General features: G+C 63.0%; 15 protein-coding genes. 3 read left to right on the forward strand and 12 right to left on the reverse strand.

What is annotated here, in order from left to right; all coding sequences use genetic code 11:
• Positions 1-101: 101 nt before the first annotated feature.
• From ABD842_RS10165 to ABD842_RS10175, 3 genes are all read right to left on the reverse strand, one after another.
• On the reverse strand, positions 102-959 hold the full coding sequence (locus ABD842_RS10165; protein WP_345113131.1) for a transglutaminase-like domain-containing protein: 858 nt from the start codon (positions 957-959) through the stop codon (positions 102-104).
• Positions 960-1,186: 227 nt separating this feature from the next.
• Entirely contained in the window at positions 1,187-2,389 is a 1,203-nt protein-coding gene (sucC, locus tag ABD842_RS10170) for an ADP-forming succinate--CoA ligase subunit beta (protein WP_345113133.1), read from the reverse strand.
• 269 nt (positions 2,390-2,658) lie between these two features.
• Positions 2,659-3,771, reverse strand: a complete 1,113-nt coding sequence (locus ABD842_RS10175) for a glycoside hydrolase family 113 (RefSeq protein ID WP_345113135.1) — start codon at positions 3,769-3,771, stop codon at positions 2,659-2,661.
• Positions 3,772-3,970: 199 nt separating this feature from the next.
• Here ABD842_RS10175 and ABD842_RS10180 point away from each other — a divergent pair, with 199 nt between their 5' ends.
• The 3 genes from ABD842_RS10180 (at position 3,971) to ABD842_RS10190 (ending at position 7,968) form a co-directional block, all read left to right on the forward strand.
• Positions 3,971-4,624 (forward strand): ABC transporter ATP-binding protein, encoded by a 654-nt coding sequence (locus tag ABD842_RS10180; protein ID WP_073108416.1) that lies wholly within the window; start codon positions 3,971-3,973, stop codon positions 4,622-4,624.
• 296 nt (positions 4,625-4,920) lie between these two features.
• Entirely contained in the window at positions 4,921-5,730 is an 810-nt protein-coding gene (locus ABD842_RS10185; RefSeq protein WP_345113137.1) for a hypothetical protein, read from the forward strand.
• 324 nt (positions 5,731-6,054) lie between these two features.
• Positions 6,055-7,968, forward strand: a complete 1,914-nt coding sequence (locus ABD842_RS10190) for a RecQ family ATP-dependent DNA helicase (protein WP_345113138.1) — start codon at positions 6,055-6,057, stop codon at positions 7,966-7,968.
• Between the two features lie 73 nt (positions 7,969-8,041).
• Here ABD842_RS10190 and ABD842_RS10195 read toward each other — a convergent pair whose 3' ends face one another.
• The 9 genes from ABD842_RS10195 to ABD842_RS10235 all read right to left on the reverse strand — a co-directional run bounded on the left by ABD842_RS10195 (position 8,042) and on the right by ABD842_RS10235 (position 17,600).
• Positions 8,042-8,722, reverse strand: a complete 681-nt coding sequence (locus ABD842_RS10195) for a type 1 glutamine amidotransferase domain-containing protein (protein ID WP_345113140.1) — start codon at positions 8,720-8,722, stop codon at positions 8,042-8,044.
• Positions 8,723-8,756: 34 nt separating this feature from the next.
• Complete coding sequence (locus ABD842_RS10200) at positions 8,757-9,065, reverse strand: putative quinol monooxygenase (protein WP_345113142.1); 309 nt, start codon at positions 9,063-9,065, stop codon at positions 8,757-8,759.
• 130 nt (positions 9,066-9,195) lie between these two features.
• The gene (locus tag ABD842_RS10205) at positions 9,196-10,191 is read right to left on the reverse strand and encodes an NADP-dependent oxidoreductase (RefSeq protein WP_345113144.1); all 996 of its coding nucleotides are present in this window, start codon (positions 10,189-10,191) and stop codon (positions 9,196-9,198) included.
• A gap of 87 nt (positions 10,192-10,278) precedes the next feature.
• A complete protein-coding gene (locus ABD842_RS10210; protein ID WP_345113145.1) occupies positions 10,279-10,713 on the reverse strand; it encodes an organic hydroperoxide resistance protein in 435 nt (144 codons plus the stop codon).
• A gap of 42 nt (positions 10,714-10,755) precedes the next feature.
• Positions 10,756-11,211: a MarR family winged helix-turn-helix transcriptional regulator gene (locus ABD842_RS10215; RefSeq protein ID WP_345113147.1), complete on the reverse strand. Its 456-nt coding sequence runs from the start codon at positions 11,209-11,211 to the stop codon at positions 10,756-10,758.
• A 198-nt stretch (positions 11,212-11,409) separates the two neighbouring features.
• The gene (locus ABD842_RS10220) at positions 11,410-11,709 is read right to left on the reverse strand and encodes a rhodanese-like domain-containing protein (protein WP_345113148.1); all 300 of its coding nucleotides are present in this window, start codon (positions 11,707-11,709) and stop codon (positions 11,410-11,412) included.
• A 68-nt stretch (positions 11,710-11,777) separates the two neighbouring features.
• Positions 11,778-13,682, reverse strand: coding sequence for a T9SS type A sorting domain-containing protein (locus ABD842_RS10225; protein WP_345113150.1), 1,905 nt, complete (start codon positions 13,680-13,682; stop codon positions 11,778-11,780).
• Positions 13,683-13,838: 156 nt separating this feature from the next.
• Positions 13,839-14,624 carry a PASTA domain-containing protein gene (locus ABD842_RS10230; RefSeq protein WP_345113152.1) on the reverse strand — a complete coding sequence of 262 codons (786 nt, stop codon included), beginning with the start codon at positions 14,622-14,624 and terminating at the stop codon, positions 13,839-13,841.
• Positions 14,625-14,819: 195 nt separating this feature from the next.
• Positions 14,820-17,600 (reverse strand): D-alanine--D-alanine ligase family protein, encoded by a 2,781-nt coding sequence (locus tag ABD842_RS10235; protein WP_345113154.1) that lies wholly within the window; start codon positions 17,598-17,600, stop codon positions 14,820-14,822.
• Between the last annotated feature and the right edge of the window lie 126 nt (positions 17,601-17,726).

A 17,726-nucleotide genomic window follows, 5' to 3' on the forward strand; every position in this document is an offset into this window, starting at 1 on the left:
GGCGAGCGACCGTCAACTGGCAATTCTCGCTCGATAAGGCGCGGGAGAAACTCACCCGCCACTACCAAAAGGTTTGTTCGAAAAACTCTCCTGACTAAGCACTAGTTCAGAGCCGTTAGGGATGGTACCGGTTGGTAGAAAGTACCCACCGAGTGCGTGTAGCGCATGCGGCTGATGGCCTTGCCGTGCTGAAAAATGGTGGGGTTCTTGGCCCCCTTGGGCACCAGCATCAGGCCGCTGGGAGAAGTTTTTACCCCGAAGCGCGTATCAAGCACCGTATCGAAGTAGTACAGATAATCCGAAACCCAGGAAAAGTACGCCTTGGCCTTTGTGTTGGATGAGGTGACGACGTGCAGCCCCGGCGTTTTATTAACCAGCGCGGCCTGCAGCTCAACGGCATTGAGGGGCGTATCGTTGAGCATCGGAACCACATCCCACTGCCCATCTACCATCACCCATTTTTGCTGGTCGCGCAGCCAGGCTTCGGCCACGGCGTGTCCGGCACCTTCGCGGCGGGTTTCGACATCGGCCGTTTTCAGGTACAGCGGCCGGGCCGGAATGCCCAGGGCCGTGAGCGTGCCCACCACTACGATGCTGTATTCGACACATTGAAACTGCTGACCCATATCGGCATCGTGCAGGATGGAAATGGGGTCGGCTTTTTTAGCCTGCCCGCGTCCGTCGTGTACCCAGCGGTTGTGCACCCAGGTGCAAACGGCCTGCACTTTCGCCAGATCAGTTTCTTTGCCCGCCACTACGTCTTCCAGCGCGTAGGACGTGTACAGGTTCACCAGATAAGGCTCATCCGGCGTGCTGCGTTGGAAGGAGTAGGTGGTAGGGTCGGCGCTTTTGTCGAACTCCAGCGGTTTGAGCCGCCCCTGGGCAGTAGCGGCCTGCTGTAAGCTCAGCAGGCAAAGAAGCGTGAAGGCAACAGACTTAGTAAAAAAATGAAATTCCATAGGAGGAAGATGGTGCAACAGGGCAGATAACGGGTCGGTTGAGCAGACGTAAACGCAGTAGTGGCAGCTAGGGTTGTGGCGGTAAAATTCAATATTTTATGCTCACGAACCAATTCGGGCTGCCTACATAAACATGCGGGTACCCGCGCAAGGATAAAAAAGCCTGCCCGGGACACGGGCAGGCTTTTTAGGAGTAAATAGGGGCCGTTGCTGCGGCCCAAAGAAAGTTAGATGCCCTGGGCGGTCAGCACTTCTTTCACGCGCTCAGCAGCATCCTTCAGCAGCACGGCCGAGTAGACCTTCAGGCCCGACTCGTCGATGATGCGGGCACCTTCTTCGGCGTTGGTGCCCTGCAGGCGCACAATGATGGGCACTTTGATGTCGCCGATGTTCTTGTAGGCCTCTACCACGCCATTGGCCACCCGGTCGCAGCGGACGATGCCGCCGAAGATGTTGATCAGGATGGCTTTTACGTTCGGATCCTTCAGAATAATGCGGAAGCCGGCTTCTACGGTCTGGGCGTTGGCTCCACCCCCTACGTCGAGGAAGTTGGCCGGCTCACCGCCGCTGAGCTTGATGATGTCCATCGTGGCCATGGCCAAACCCGCGCCATTTACCATGCAGCCCACGTTGCCGTCGAGCTTCACGTAGTTCAGGTTCGAGGCCGACGCTTCCACTTCCAGCGGATCTTCCTCGTTCGTGTCGCGCAGGGCAACGAAGTCGGGGTGGCGGTAGAGGGCGTTTTCGTCCAGCGTCACCTTGGCATCAACGGCCAGGATCTTGTTGTCCGAGGTCTTCAGCACGGGGTTGATTTCGAACATGCTGGAGTCCGTCTCGTCGTAGGCCTTGTACAAAGCCTGCACGAACTTCACCATTTCCTTCTGGGCCGGGCCGGTCAGGCCCAGGTTGAAGGCAATCTTGGCGGCCTGGAAAGGACGCAGACCCACGCGCGGATCGACGTGCTCGTGGTGAATTTTCTCGGGGTGCGCCTCGGCTACCTCCTCGATGTCCATGCCGCCTTCGGTGGTATAGATGATAACATTCTGGCCGGTGTTACGATCCAGCAGCACGCTCATGTAGTATTCCTTTACTTCCGACTCGCCGGGGTAGTACACGTCCTGGGCAATCAGAACCTTGTGCACCTTGCGGCCTTCAGCCCCAGTCTGCTTGGTTACGAGCTGCATGCCGATGATCTGGCCGGCAATGTCTTTTACCTGCTCCAGGTTTTTGGCGAGTTTCACCCCGCCCCCTTTGCCGCGGCCGCCGGCGTGAATCTGGGCCTTGATAACGTACCAGCTGGTGCCGGTGTCGGCGGTCAGCTTTTTGGCAGCTTCAACGGCCTCTTCGGCGGTGTCGGCCACTATGCCTTCCTGCACGCGGACGCCGTAGCGCTTAAGAATTTCTTTACCCTGATACTCGTGAATGTTCATAGAGGGTCCAGTTCAGTGGGGGGTTGACGGGTGGTTCTAGGCCACGAAAGTAGGCAATAATCAGTTGCGCCGCGTCATCCGGTCCGTTATTGGCCGCTGCCACCCTCCGTCGTAGCAAGGCCGCGGGACGGCGCAATCCGGGCTGAATAATATGCTGAGCCCCATTAAACCGGAAAGCCCGGCTGCCCACCCCCGCCAGGGCCTGCTGCGGGAAGGCACCTATTCACTCCTCAGAGAATGGGTTACAGCCCTTCGTACGCCGGGCCGCCCTACTTTCCGTACCACTTCGCCATCACCTGCTCGGCGGGCTTGTGCTGGGGCGTGAAGTCGGCGTGACGGCGGGCGGGGCCGTCGGCGGCCAGGCCGGGGTACCACTTCCACACGAACAGCCCCTTAAACCAGGGCCGGGGCCAGAACGTCGCGAACAGGGCGTCGTAGCAGGCCGCCTGGGTAGCCTCATCGGTGGGCAGGAACGTGGCGGTGTGGTCGGGCCACTTCCAGGGCTCAATGGCCGTATCCGGCGTATTCTTATAGCCTGCCTCGGTGAACACCACCGGCTTGCGGAACTTCTGCTGCACCCGCTCGATGGCTTGCAGGTGCGGCTGCCAGTTGGCCAGCAGCTCAGCCCGGCCCGGACTGTTGGCTTTGCTGAGCGGGAAATACGCCTGGATGCCGATAAAATCCAGGGCGTCCCAGAACCGGATCTGCTCAAACTCTCCACTCCAGTTGGCCGCGTACGTCAGCGGGCCGTGGTACACCCGCCGCACCTGCCGGATCAGGGCCCGCCATTCAGCCTCGTGGCCCACGGTTTTTTCCAGCTCGGTGCCGATGCACAGCGCCTCCATCTGCTCGGCCTCGGCCAGCTGAGCATAGTGCAGGATAAACATAGTGTAGCTGGCAAACCACGCCTGCCAGTCGGCCGCCGACTGCATCTGGATGTCGCCGGGCCAGGTGCCCCCGGGGCCGCGCAGCCAGAGGTGGGGCTTGAGCAGAGTCCGGATGCCCTGCCGGCGGGCCTGCTGGGCCGTCTGGGTCAGGCCGTAGTCACTTTCGCCCCAGTAGCCGTGCCGGCCGGGGCGGCGCTGGGTGTGCAGCTGCACGACGGGTACGGCTGCTCCGGCCTGCCAGCCGAAGGGCGTCTGGGCAATCCAGGTGACGTGGGCGCGGAGCAGCGGCGTGAGGTCGGCGGAAGCGGCCGAGTCGGCGGCTACCCAACTCACCCCGCGGAACCGGCCATCGGCCGCCAGCTCGGCCGCTGAACGGCTGGCAAAGGTGGCCGCCGGGACCAGGTGCGGGATCCGGGGCCAGTACCACCAGGCAAGGGCCGTGGCCCCGAGCAGTAGTACCGCCGCCCCGAGCGTGAGAAGAAGCCAACGACGCATGCGCAATGGAAAGGACCCGGGCGCTGGCCCGAAGCGGGCAGGAAAAGAAAGGGGCTGCGGAACGGGCATACGGTAGTTATGGGCCGTCGTGCTGCCGGACCAGGAGCAGGAAATCTACTGATTTTGGGAAGGAAACCCGACAATGCACGCCATTGCGTAGATTTGTTTCGTAAGACCAGTACCACTAATTCCGTTTCCCTTGCTCCAGGCCATCAACGTTCGTAAGAAATATAACACGCTGGAAGTGCTCAAGGGCATCGACCTGACGATTGAGAAGTCGGAGATTGTGTCTATCGTGGGCTCCTCGGGAGCGGGCAAAAGCACGCTGCTGCATATCCTGGGCACGCTGGACAACCCCGACTCGGGTGAAGTGCTGTTTGATGGCACCTCCGTCAGCTCGCTGGGCCGGGCCAATCTGGCCAAGTTCCGCAACCGGCACATCGGCTTCATCTTCCAGTTTCACAACCTGCTGCCTGAGTTTACGGCCCTCGAAAACGTGTGCCTGCCGGCCTACCTGGCCGGCCGCTCGGAAAAGGAAACCCGGGTGCGGGCCCGCGAATTGCTTGGTATGCTGAACCTGGAGCGCCGCGCCGACCACAAGCCCTCGGAAATGAGCGGCGGCGAGCAGCAGCGCACCGCCGTAGCCCGCGCCCTGATCAACTCGCCCGAAATCATCTTCGCCGATGAGCCCAGCGGCAACCTCGACTCGCAGAACGCCCACGAGCTGCACCAGATCTTCTTTCTGCTGCGCAAGGAGCTGGGGCAGACCTTCGTCATCGTAACCCACAACGACCAGCTGGCCGAAATGGCCGACCGCACCATCACCATGAAGGACGGCCACATTTCGGAGTAGAATCGTCTTTAGTTTAAGCCAAAAGCCCCGCTGGATTCGTCCGGTGGGGCTTTTTACTTGTCGCCGCCGCTGCTGGCCTAAAGGAAGCAGCGGTCTGAACGGGCTATTTAGAAGCCAATAATCTGACTGTAAGTGAATTGTGATTTTTAAAAGCCAATAAAATTAGGATGGCTAAAAAGGTTGGGAAAATAATTTGTAAGTGTCTGGTAATCAAGGATAAAATTTCGTAATTTTTGGCACGAAACGGCAGGCTTCTTGGTTTGCTATATAGAACAACAGAACGTAACAGGACACTTATGGAAACCGCCATGAACGAAGCCACCAAAACCACCAAAAACCAGGTGAACAAAACTAAAGTCGAGAGCTACGACATCTCGCGCTCCGACGAAACGTTGCACTTGGCCACGGACCTGGCCAAGTTCATCAAGGACAACAAGCTCACCACGAATGTGCAGGGCAAGGAGTTCGTGAACGTGGAAGGCTGGCAGTACGCCGGCTCGCGCCTGGGCATTGTGCCCATCGTCGACCACGTCATCAACGTGAGTACCGAAACCGAAATTAAGTACCAGGCCAAGGTCACGCTGTTTGACCTGCGTTCGGGCCATATTGTGGGCGCGGGCTTCGCCATCTGCTCGAACAAGGAGCAGGGTAAGAAATTTTACCAGGAGTTTGCCATCATGAGCATGGCCCAGACCCGGGCCATCGGCAAGGCCTACCGCAACATCCTGGCCTGGATTATCCGCGCGGCGGGCTATGAGCCCACGCCGGCCGAAGAAATGGAGTACGGCGGCAACCAGCCCGAAGCGAAGGGGGTTGTGGCCACTCCAGCTCAGCCGCTAGCTGCGGAGCCAGCCATTGCCGCGGCCATGAAGGCTGTGCCCGCCGAGCCGACGGTAGCTGCCGAAGCCTCGGCTGTATCCTACGCCTCGGCCTCGCAGAAAGAGGAAATCATCCGGTTGCTCAACCATCCGGTGATTACGCGGCAGGAAAAGACCAAGATGCTGCTCAACATCAACCGGCTGGATGAGGAGCGCGCCACCCAGGCCGTGGCCAAGCTGCGCAAGGCCATCGATGACCGGGAGAACGGGCAGTCGGCCGCTGCTTAACCCTCACTACTTATATCGAAAGCCCGGTTCCGTTCGGAGCCGGGCTTTTTTGTTTGTCTGTCATCCTGAATGGAGCGAAGCGGAATGAAGGACCTTCCTCTTCATCAGTACGAAGCCTTTTTAGATGAGCAAAGCCCTGTCCCAATGTGTGGTGAAGGGCTTTGGGCGTTGGAAGGAGTTTTGTAGCAAACGAGGAGGAAGGTCCTTCACTCTGCTCAGGATGACCGACGTGAGAGAAGATTGACAGCAGCAGCCGAAAGCTTCCGTTTCCGAAGCCGCCCTGCTACCTTCGTTGCTCCGCCAAAACCAGCTATACCCGTGCCTTTGCCCACCGACGATATTCTGCTGGTTCTGAGCCAGCACTGGGGCCATGCGGCCTTCCGGCCGCTGCAGGAGGATATCATCCGGGCCGTGCTGACCGGGCACGACACGCTGGCGCTGCTGCCCACCGGCGGCGGCAAGAGCATCTGCTTTCAGGTACCGGCCCTGGCCCGGGACGGGCTGTGCCTGGTCGTCTCGCCGCTGATTGCGCTGATGAAGGACCAGGTCGAAAATCTGCGTAAGCGCGGCATCAAAGCCGAAGCGGTGTTTTCGGGCATGAGCCACCAGGAAATCGACCAGACGCTGGACAACTGCGTGTACGGGCCGGTGAAGTTCCTGTACGTGAGTCCTGAACGGCTGCTGACCGACATGTTCCGGGCCCGGGTGGGCCGCATGAAAGTGAGTTTGCTGGCCGTGGATGAAGCTCATTGTCTTTCGCAGTGGGGCTACGACTTCCGCCCGCCGTATATGCAGATTGCCGCGCTGCGGGAGCTGCTGCCCGGCGTGCCCTGCATTGCCCTCACGGCCACCGCCACCGAGCAGGTGAAGCTCGACATCGTGGAGAAGCTGCACTTCCGGGCCGGCAACCAGGTTTTTCAGCAGAGCTTCGCCCGGCCCAACCTATCGTACTCGGCCCTGCCGACCGAGGACAAGCTGCGCCGCCTGCTGGAAGTGGTGCGCGGGGTGGGCGCCGACAAAACCAGCATCGTGTACGCCCGCACCCGGCGCCAGACCGAGGACACGGCCGCGTATCTGCAGCAAAACGGGCTGAAAGCTGCTCCCTACCACGCCGGTCTGCCTGCCGACCAGCGCACCCGTACCCAGCAGGACTGGATGGAAAATCGCATCCGCTGCATCGTGGCCACCAACGCCTTCGGCATGGGCATCGACAAGCCCGACGTGCGGCTGGTGGTGCACCTGGAGGCACCCGACAGCCTGGAAGCCTACTACCAGGAAGCCGGCCGGGCCGGCCGCGATGAGAAATATGCCTTTGCCGTGCTGCTGCAGGGCCCCAACGATGCCGACGAGCTGCGCCGCCGCACCCAGCAGGCCTACCCGCCGCTCGATACGGTGCGTCGGGTGTACCAGGCCCTGGCCAACTTTTCGCGCACGGCCGTGGGCGGGGGCGAGCTGGTGGCCTTCGACTTCGACATCCAGCACTTCGCCGAAACCTACCGCATCAAGGCCCTGGATGCCCACAACAGCCTGCGCACCCTAGCCCGGGAAGGCTTCGTGCAGCTCAATGAGGCCGTAAACACGCCCGCCCGGGTCCACATTCCCATCGACCACCACGACCTGTACCGGTTTCAGGTGGCCAATGAGCAGCACGACAAGCTCATCAAGTCGTTGCTGCGCTTTAATGGGGGCGAGCTGTTCAGCGGGTTTCAGCGCATTTCCGAAAACAGCCTGGCCCAGCACCTGAAGCTGAGTGTGCTCGACGTGCGCAAAACGCTGCTGTTTCTGCACCGCTCGGGCATCATCCAGTACCAGCCCCGGCAGGAGTCGCCGCAGGCGCTCTTTACCACCCCGCGCTTCGACGCCGACAAGCTGCCGCTGGACCAGAAGCGCCTGCTCCAGGCCCGCGACCTGGCCCGCGACAAAACCGAATCCGTCATCCGCTACGCCCACGGCGGCCTGTGTCGCCAGCAGCTATTGCTGGAATACTTCGGCGAGCTGGACGCGCCGGCCTGCAAGGTCTGCGACTTCTGCCTGGCCGAGAAGAAAGCCCGCCAGGCCCCGGCTCCCGCTGCCGATTTGCGCGCTCAGCTGCTCACGCTGCTTAAAGCCACGCCCCAGACGCCCCGCGACGTCCTCACGCACTTCGAGCCCGGCCAGGCTACGGCCGTAACCGAGCAGCTGCGGGAGCTGGTAGAAATGGGGGAGCTGAAGTACGCGCCGGACGGGCGGCTGGGGTAGAAACCAAAAAGCCGCCCCGGCCACGCCTGAAACAGGAGCAGCCGGGGCGGCTTGGTACTGCAAGCGGCAGGAACTACTTCGCCAGCTGCTTCAGCAATTCGTGGGCAGCCGGCTCCGAGGAGGCCGGGTTCTGGCCCGTAATCAGGTTGCCGGCGCTTACCACGTACGGGGCCCAGTCGGCGCCTTTGGAGTAAGTGCCGCCGTTTTCCTTCAGCATGTCTTCCACCAGGAACGGCACGACGTTGGTCAGCTGCACGGCTTCCTCCTCGGTGTTGGTGAAGCCGGCTACCGACTTGCCTTTCACCAGCGGCTCGCCGTTGGCGGCTTTCACGTGGCGTAGCACGCCGGGGGCGTGGCACACGGCCGCTACGGGCTTGCCGGCGGCGTAGAACGTTTCGATCAGCTCAATCGACTTCTTGTCCTCGGCCAGATCCCAGAGCGGGCCGTGGCCGCCGGGGTAGAATACGGCGTCGTAGTCGGCGGCGGCAATGGAGTCCAGCTTCACGGTGCTGGCCAGAGCCTTTTGCGCCTCCGGATCCTTTTTGAACCGCTCGGTGGCTTCGGTCTGGGCACCGGCTTCGTCGCTCTTGGGGTCGAGGGGCGGCTGGCCACCGGCGGGGGAAGCCAGGGTCAGCGTCGCGCCGGCGTCCTGGAACACGTAGTAGGGGGCGGCAAATTCTTCCAGCCAGAAGCCGGTTTTATGACCCGTGTTGCCCAGCTGATCGTGGGACGTCAATACCATCAGAATATTCATGGGAGCTTGCTTTTGAGGTGAAAAAATGCCGTGGCTAAGCCAGCAGGCGGTAAAACGAGGTTTTGCGCTCGGCCAGCAGCGGCACGATCCGGCCCAGCACCAGGTCCTGGAAGTGGGCCGCGGCGCGGTGGGCTATCTGCGCGTCCTGGTCTACGTACTGCTCGTAGATGAAGAAGCGCTCCGGCTCCTCCGCCGACTGGTGGGCGATGTACAGTAGATTGCCGGGCTCGTGCTGGCGCACGGCGGCGGCGGCTTCGGCCAGCAGGCGGCGCACGGTATCGGCCTGGCCGGGCTGTACCAGCCACTCGGCGGCTACGCAGTAGATTTCAGCTTGGTTAGTCATGTTGGTAGGATTGGGGTTTTGATTTCACGCGGTGTAGCGCAATGGTAGGCGCAGTGGTTCGTGGTGTCGTGTAACGGACCACTGCGAGACACTGCGGTTTTACACCCCGAGACCCTGCGTGAAAGAGCACTTAGGATACCTTTACGATGGCCTTGCCAGTGTTGTCGCCCTGAAACAGGCCCAGGAAGGCGGCCGGAATCTGGCCGAAACCCTCGGTGATGGTTTCCTCAAACTGGAGCTTGCCCTGGCCGTACCACTCGGTGAGCCTGGTCACGCCCTCGGGCCAGCGGCTGAGGTAGTCGCTCACGATAAAGCCCTGCAGGCGGGAGCTGGTCTTGAGCAGCTTGCCTTCCGGCCGCGGGCCCACGGGCGCTTCGGTAGCGTTATACGTCGAAATCTGGCCGCAAAGGGCAATGCGGGCGTGCTTGTTGAGCTGGTTGTACACCGCGTCGGTGATGGCGCCGCCCACGTTGTCGAAGTAGCAGTCGATACCGTTGGGGGCCGCGGCGGCCAGGGCTTCGGCCAGGTTGACCGTCTTATAGTTGATGGCCTCGTCGAAGCCGAGCTGTTTGAGGTAAGCCACTTTCTCGTCGGAGCCGGCGGTGCCCACGACGCGGGCCCCCAGGATTTTGGCCAGCTGCCCGACTACCATACCCACGGCCCCGGCCGCGCCGGATACCACTACGGTTTCACCGGCCTGGGGCTGGCAGATGTCGAGCAGGCCGAAATAAGCGGTGAGGCCCGGCATGCCCAGCAGCCCCAGAAAGTAGCTGATAGGCGCCTGATCGGTCGGAATACGGGTCAGCCCCTTGCCGTCCGCCACGCTGTGCTGCTGCCAGGGCAGATTGCCGACCACCACGCTGCCCACCGGCAGCGCGTCGTTGCGGCTTTCCACCACCTCAGCCACTATGCCGCCGCTGATGGGCTGGCCCACCTCAAACGGTGCCACGTACGACTTAGCCGCGCTCATCCGGCCGCGCATGTAGGGGTCGACGGACACGTAGCGGGTTTGGAGCAGTACCTGGCCCGCGGCGGGGGGCTCTAGGGTCGTGGCTTCGAACCGGAAATGCTCGGCCGACGGCATGCCCACGGGGCGGCTGGCCAGCACAATACGTTGGGTTTGCATAGCTCTCGGGAAGGGATGAGAAAAGAAGAACCTACCATCCGGAAGCGGCGAAGCCCTTCCGGATGGTAGGTTCCAATACGGCGGCGGTTAGGCGTTGGTAGTGGTGGTCAGGCTCACCTCAACGTTGCCGCGGGTGGCGCGGGAGTAGGGGCAGATGCCGTGGGCCGCTTCCACCAGCTCTTCGGCCTGCTGCTGCTCCACGCCGGGAATGTTGATGTGCAGGTCGGCCGAAATGCCGTAGCCCCCATCCTCCGCCTGGCCGAAGCCGATCAGGGCCTCCACCGTCACGCCGTCCAGCTTTACGCTGGCCTGGCGGGCCGCTACGCCCAGCGCGCCCTCGAAGCAGGAGGCGTAGGCGGCGGCAAACAGCTGCTCGGGGTTGGTGGAGTTGGCTTTGCCGGGGCCGCCCATTTCGCGGGGCGTGCTCAGGGCGAGGTTAATTACCTGGTCGTTGGACGTAACCTGGCCGTCGCGGCCACCTTTGGCCAGGGCCTGAGCCGTGAAAACTTTCTGGATTTTCATCTGCAAAAAAGAAGGAGGGAAGTGAAAAAATAGCCGGCCCGATCAGGCAAGCCTGGTAAGTAAAGTGTGGAGCTGCTGGCGCAGGGTTTCAAATTCGGACGTCGTCAGGCCCAGCTGCTCAAAAAGGCGGGCCGGAATGTGGCAGGCCGCTTGCTGCAGCTCGCGCCCGGCCCCCAGCAGGCGGATGATGACGGAACGCTCGTCGCGCGGGTCGCGGCGGCGGCTCAGCCACTGCTTCTGCTCCATGCGCTTGAGCAGGGGCGTGAGGGTACCCGAGTCGAGCAATAGCTTTTCGCCCAGGGCCTTCACCGTCAGCTCATCGTGTTCCCAGAGCAGCAGCAGCACCAGGTACTGCGGATAGGTGAGGCCCAGCTCCTGCAGGTGAGGCTGGTAGGCCCGGGTGAGCTGCCGCGACACGGCGTAGAGCGGAAAGCAGAGCTGGTTGTGCAGCTTCTGCAGATCTTCGGACGCGGACAAGGGAGAAAGGGACGTGCTCATGGGCTTCGGAATAGTAAACCAGCGCTGGTTGTGTGATGTTTGGTTGTGGGCAATTAAAATCACCGTGCGCTGACAACTGCCTCTTTGCCAGCGGAAAAATATTTCACCTCAGCGCTGAACGCCGGCCCCCGGCCATAAAAAAGCGTCGGCGCTCTGCGGGTGCAGGGCGCCGACGCGGGCCGATACGGGCACAGAAAGCTACGCCTGCTGGTAGGCCTGAAAGCCGCCGAGCAGATTGCGCACGTTTTTGAAGCCGTGCTGCACCAGAAAGGCCTTGGCCGACGCCGACCGGCCGCCGCCTTTGCAGTGCACAATAATTTCCTGGTCCCTCAGGTCTTCCAACTCGTCGAGCTTGTCGGGCAGCGTGCCCAGCGGGATGCTGCGGCTGCCGTCGATGTGGGCCTCCTCATTTTCCCAGGTTTCGCGCACGTCGATGATGGTGGGGGTTTCGCCGTTGGCGCGGCGTTGCTTTAGCTCGTCAGGGGTGATGTCGGTCATGGTCAGGAAAGCAGTGAGACGTGGGGTAGTAGCCGCAACAATAGGGAATTCTGGCAAAACAACCCCGGCTAGCGGGCCAGCACCAGCCGTTTGGCGACCGTCAGGCCGGTGGGCAGGGTAAGCTGCACCACGTAAACACCCGCCGCCAGGGGCCGCAGATCCAGCTCCGGCTGCCCCAGCTGGGCGGCGGGCTGCTGCCACACCGGCCGGCCCAGCGCGTCAAACACGGTGGCGCGGGCGTAGCGGCCCTGCACCCGCACCAGCCCCGAGCTGGGGTTAGGATACAGGGCGAAGGCGGCCGCCACGCTGGGGTCAGCGGCGGCGGTGGTCGTGTTGTTGGTCATCACCGCCCGCATCATGATGGCGCCGGCCGGCGTTTTGCCCGCGTTGAACTGGTCGGTGGAGTAGGGCACCCAGGTTCCGGTTTCGTTGGCGAAAAAGTAGTTCTCGGGCGGCGCATTGTTCAGGTCCAGTCCCATCGGCGCGTACTGCCCGCCCAGCGGCCCGCGGCCGTAGCCCACGAAAAAGCTGCCGTTTACCGCTACGGGCGTGGTAAAGTTGATTTCCACGAAGCGCTGCCCGGCCGGCAGCGTCGCCGGAATGGTGAAGCTGACGGTGGCCTTGGGCGAGTCGGCGGGGCGCAGGGCGTTGCCCGTACCCTGACTGTCCCACACGTTGGCCGTGATGGTGCGGCCGGCGGCATCGGGCAGCACGGGATAAATCCGCAGGCTGCGCACCTGATCCGGCCTGTTCAGGTCGTAGCGGAAAGCGTAGAAGTGGGGCGGACCGCTGACGAAGGGAAAGAAGTCGATGGTGCCCTCGGGCGTGCCGTCGTCGTAGGCGTAGAAGTTTTTCAGCTCCGTCACCCGCGAAATGGTGTCGTTGGCTACCGTCAGCGGATCAACGCCCGCCAGCCGCACCAGATACAAGCTGTGGCGGATGGTTTTGGGTTCCGGCGTCAGCGGCAACGGCGTCAGCCGCACGTTGCCGACCAGGGGCAGCTGCCGGGCATTGGCCCCGATGGCCTGGTTGCCGACCAGAAACATGGCCGAAGGGCCGGTAGGCAGCAGCTGCAGCGTGCCGCGCCAGTCAATGGGAATGGGCTGGGGGCCAAGGTCGAGGTTGTTGATGGTCGTGGCCGTCTGGTCGTTGAGCTCGGCGCTGGGCGTGGGCGCGGCGTTGTACTGCCACACGGGCATGGCCGTGAAGCGCTTCAGCAGACTTTTGAGCGGGGCACTGGTCGTAATGTCGCGGTAGGAGGAGTCGGCGGCGGAACGGTTGCGGTCCAGCTTCACGTAGTCCACGGCCCAGCTGTCGTTGCCGTTGGCGGTGCTCTGGTAGCCGGAGGTGTGGAAGCGAAACTGGAAGTTGCCGTGCAGGTAGCGGGCCTGGTCCACGGCCAGCAGCTTCTGGCGGAAGTCGGTGCGCTTGCCCTGGCTGCGCAGCATCCAGATCTGCTGCCAGCGGTTGTTGTTGTCCTTGAAGTCGACCGAGATAAACACCGGCCGCGAGCTGCTGGCCGTGGAGGGCTGGGAGAAGATATTGCCAACCTGGTAGAAGAAGCTCAGGAACACGCCGTCGGCCGCGCTACGGCCACTAAGGTCAATGGGCTGGGAGGTCAGCGTGTCGGTATCACTGTAAAACGTGCCGTAGGGCAGTCCGCGGCTGTTCAGCCCGTCGAACGAGGCCACGCCGCGCGAGGTGGGCGCCAGCGCAAACCGGTTGTTGATCAGCACGCCGCCGCCCGCTATCCAGCGCTCCAGATTGGGCGGGCCTTCCGCCTGCGTCGAAAAGTCGTCGAAGAAGGGCAGGGGCAGGGCCGTGGTGCGGGCGGCGCGCTTCGGCTGCGCGGCCAGGCCGGCCGCCCGGGCCGGATCGGCGGGCAGGGGCTGCACCAGCTGGGCGTGGCCAGCCAGGGGCAGGAACAGGGCTCCGGCCAGCAGAAACGTGAGTAGAGCTTTCGAACAGATCATAGACGGTAGTTTACGCAGGTCCAACGCGCAGGGCGACGGGAAAATTTCGTGCGGGGCCGCCACGCGGGCAGAAAAGGCGCGCTACCAAAACCGGCAGCCCGCCTATAGCCCGGGTGGGCTTGGGCAGGCTGCCGGAGTAGCCGGGCGCCGGAGCGGCTAGTCGGCCGTTTTCAGCGGGGCCCGGCCGGCAATCCAGAGGTCGACGAGCTGGCCCATGCGGATGGTGGCGCCGGGGGCGGGCACGGGGCGCTGCTTGACGACCATGCCGTCGGTCTGCCCTTCCTCGGCTTCCTGGTAGAAGATTTCACCTACCTGCAGCCCCTGGCCGACCAGCAGCGTGGCGGCTTCGTCCTGGGGCATGTTCACCACGTTGGGCACCGCGAACTCCTGGTTGCCGAGGCCGTCGCCCACTTCCAGGTCTACGCGGGTGCCTTTGGCAATGGGGGCGCCGGCGGCTATTTCCTTGCCGCCCACCAGCTGCTTGAGCACGGCGTTCTGGCGCACGTCGGGCACGAGCTTGATTTCGCCCACGATCAGGTCGTAGCTGCGCAAGATCATCTGGGCGTTTTTCACCGAGCCCTCCACCAGCTTGGGCATCTTAATCACCGGCGGGTTTTTCATGCTCACCGACACGTAGATCTTGCGGTCTTCCTTCACCCGCTCTCCCGGGGCCGGGTCCTGGGTCAGGACGGTGCCGGGCCGGATGCTGGGGTTGTAGCTGCTGTCGTCGACGAAAAAGCGCAGGTTCCGCTCGTCGAGGTAGTCCTCCACGTCGGTCTGCTGCATGCCCGTGACTTTGGGCACCACGATGGTTTCGCCGTGGTTGGTGGTCATGGGCAGATACACGAAGAAGAAGCCGACCAGCAGCGTCGCCCCGATGGCCGCAATGACCAGCAGGTGCTTAAGCAGGTCGGCCGGAGTGTCGGATTTAAGAAAAGCCATTTAGGAGAGAGAAGCTAGAAGTTGAAATCGGGAGCGGAAAGGTAGGAATTGGAATGGCAGGAAGTGGAGCCAACAGAACGTCATGCCGGGCATTCTGCGCCTGCAGCAGATACGAAGCATCCCGCGGGCCGATGATTGGAGTAGCAATCAGCCGTTAGCCCGCAAGATGCTTCGCCTTTGGCTCGGCAGGTCGTTCTACTTTTTCGCTCCGATCTGCTTTTCCTGCCGCGCCTTGCCAAACTCCAGGATCTGGTCGATGAAGTCGTAGGGCGTGTAGCCGCTGAGCGCCGTCTGGTGGAAGATGCAGGTAGCGGGCGTCATGCCGGGCAGGGAGTTGACCTCGATGATGATGACTTCCACGGCCCCGCCAGCTTCGGCTTCTCCGCGCACCCGCACAAAGGCGTCGATGCGGGCGTAGCCCTGGATGTTGAGCACCTCGGCCACGCGCCTGAGCTCGGCTTTCACCTCATCCGAAATGCGCTGCCGCTCGGCGGCTTCGGGGGCGTAGCGGGCGGGGGTGATGTTCTGGCCTTCGCCGGCCAGGAATTTCTCCTCCAGGCTCAGCACTTCGCCGGTGGCCAAAGCTTCCGAAGCCTCGAACACCTCGATACCGAGCGTGCCGTCGGCCTGCCAGTGGGTGAGCAGGCCACCGGTCACTTCGAGGAAGTGGCGGGCGCCGTCGCGGCTGATGAGGGTTTCGACCAGAAAGGCTTCCTTCTGCGGGAATTCCTCCTTGAAGCCCAGGTGCAACACGGTGGCGGGGGCGGGCAGCAGCTCTTCCTGGTCGCGGAAGATGAGCTGGCTGAAGGCTTCGAGCTCCGCGCGGCTCTTGATTTTCTTCACGGCCGAGGAGCAGCCGTCGTCGGCGGGCTTGGCAATGAAGGGGTAGGCAAACTGCGTTTCGAGGCTGCGGTAGAAGCTTTCGGCATCGGCGGCCCACTCCCGGCGGGCGGCCATGCGGTGCTCGGCCACGCGCAGACCCGCGGCGCGCAGGCGGCGGTTGGTTTCGAACTTGTTGATGGTGATGCTGCTGCTTTCCACGCCCGAGCCGTTGTAGGGCAGGCCCAGCTTTTCGAGCTGCTGCTGCAGGGCGCCGTCCTCGCCGGGGCGGCCGTGCAGGGCAATAAAGACCTCATCGACTTCCTGGGCCAGCTCCTCGAAGGAGAGGCGGCGGGGCTGGGCCGTGGGCTGCCCGGCGTAGGTGCTGGTGATGGCGCCGGCCTCGCGGCGGATGTGCGCCAGGATGGGGTGCAGGCCGTGGCCGGCTTCCATGTGCTCCACCTTCTCGCGGATATCGTCGGCGTTGTCCTTGAGCATCACGCTGATGGGCAGCACGTAGAGGCGGAACTCGGCGCTGCTGCCGGTCAGAAACACGGGCACCGGCTCGTACTTGGTGCTGGAGCTGAGCTTCTCGTAGATGTTGCGGCCGCTTTCCACCGAAATGTGGCGCTCCGACGAGTAGCCGCCCATAATCACGGCCACTTTGGTGCGCTCCTGCTCGTGCTGCTGCCGGGCGGCCACGGCCGCGTCCAGCTGCCCGAGCAGGCGGCCCAGCTGCACCGGCTTCATGCCGGCACGCCGGCGCGCGGCCAGCGACGTGCGAATCAGGTAGGTGAGAAACTGCGACGGGTTCAGCCCGATTTCGGCGGCCTGGTGGAAGAAGAACGACGCCGGCAGCATGCCCGAGGTCGTGTTCGGGTCGTTGAGGAAGATTGAGTTGCCAGTTGCCGGTTGCGAGTTGCCGGTTTGTTCATCCGAAGACTGGGAACCGGGAACTGGCAACTGGGAACTGATAAACCCATCCAGGCGGGCGTAGACCTGGAAGCCGAAGGTGCGGAACATGGCCTCGCAGGCCGCGCGGATGCGCTGGATTTCGGCCTCGGGCAGGTCGATGGGCGTGATTTTGCGGGCCAGGCCGGGCAGGTACTTCGAGCGGTAATCGAACATTTCCTCGCCCTTCACAATCTCGGTCGGGGGCAGCGCCAGCGGGTTGCCGTCGGGGTCTTCGACCACGATGCAGCTGAACTCCCGGCCCGCCACAAACGACTCCACCAGCACCTGGGCCTCGCCGTCCACGTTGGTCAGCAGCACGGCGTCGGCGGTTTGCAGCCGCTCATTGAGCAGGGTCAGCAGGGCCTCGGGGTGGTAGATGATGTTCGTGTCATCCGCGTCCAGCACCACCGGCAGGCCGATTCCCTCGCGGATGTCGGTCAGCTGCTGCACCCACATGATCTTGTCCTGCTCGCCGAGGCGGCTCCACTCGTCGCGCCGCACGGTTTTGCGGAACAGGCTGCGCTCCACGGCCGCGGCAAACTGCGCTTCCGTGGGCTCGCGCAAAATGCTGATGCCGATGCTGGAGCCCTGGCGGGGCGCCTTGAACACCAGCGGCAAGCCCAGCTCCCGGGTCAGGTAGCCGAGCAGGGCCGTGCGGTCCGTGGTGTCCCACTCTTCGGCCGTGATGGTGCGGAAGTCGGGCGTGGGCTGGCCCAGGGCCTGGAGCAGCTTCTTCTGGGCAATCTTATCGATGCCGAAGGCCGAGGCCAGAATGCCCGAGCCGGAGTAGGGAATGCCGTACCATTCGAGCAGGCCCTGAATGGCGCCGTCTTCGCCGCCGGGGCCGTGCAGTGCCAGAAAGGCGAAGTCCAGCAGCTCGGGCAGCTCGTGGGGCAGCACGCGCCGGCCCACTTCCCCGATGATCTTATCCTGCTCGGCGGTGCTCAGCGCGCCCAGGCTTTCCAGGTACACCGGCATCTTGTGCGCCGAGGCCGGCAGCGCCGACACCGGGGGGTAAAAGTCGCGGATGGTGCCCTTGTAGATGTGGTGCCAGTCGAGCAGGATGAAGTTGCCCCGGCTATCGACAAAGATCGGGACGGCCGCAAACAGGGCCTTGTCCAGGTTGTCGTACACGGTGCGGCCGCCCGCAAAGGAAATTTCCCGCTCACGCGACGGGCCGCCGAAGAAGATGCCTATTTTCATAACTGGGACAAAGGTACGGGGGAAAACAGAACGGCGGCAACGAAGGGGCAACCCCCGCTTCACCTTGCTTTAGGTTGCAAATCTGCCGAACTACGCGCCGCCAAGCCGTATAAGGCTGACTACATC

The sequence above is a fragment of the Hymenobacter algoricola genome (genome assembly GCF_039539525.1).
Taxonomy (GTDB): Bacteria; Bacteroidota; Bacteroidia; order Cytophagales; family Hymenobacteraceae; genus Hymenobacter; species Hymenobacter algoricola.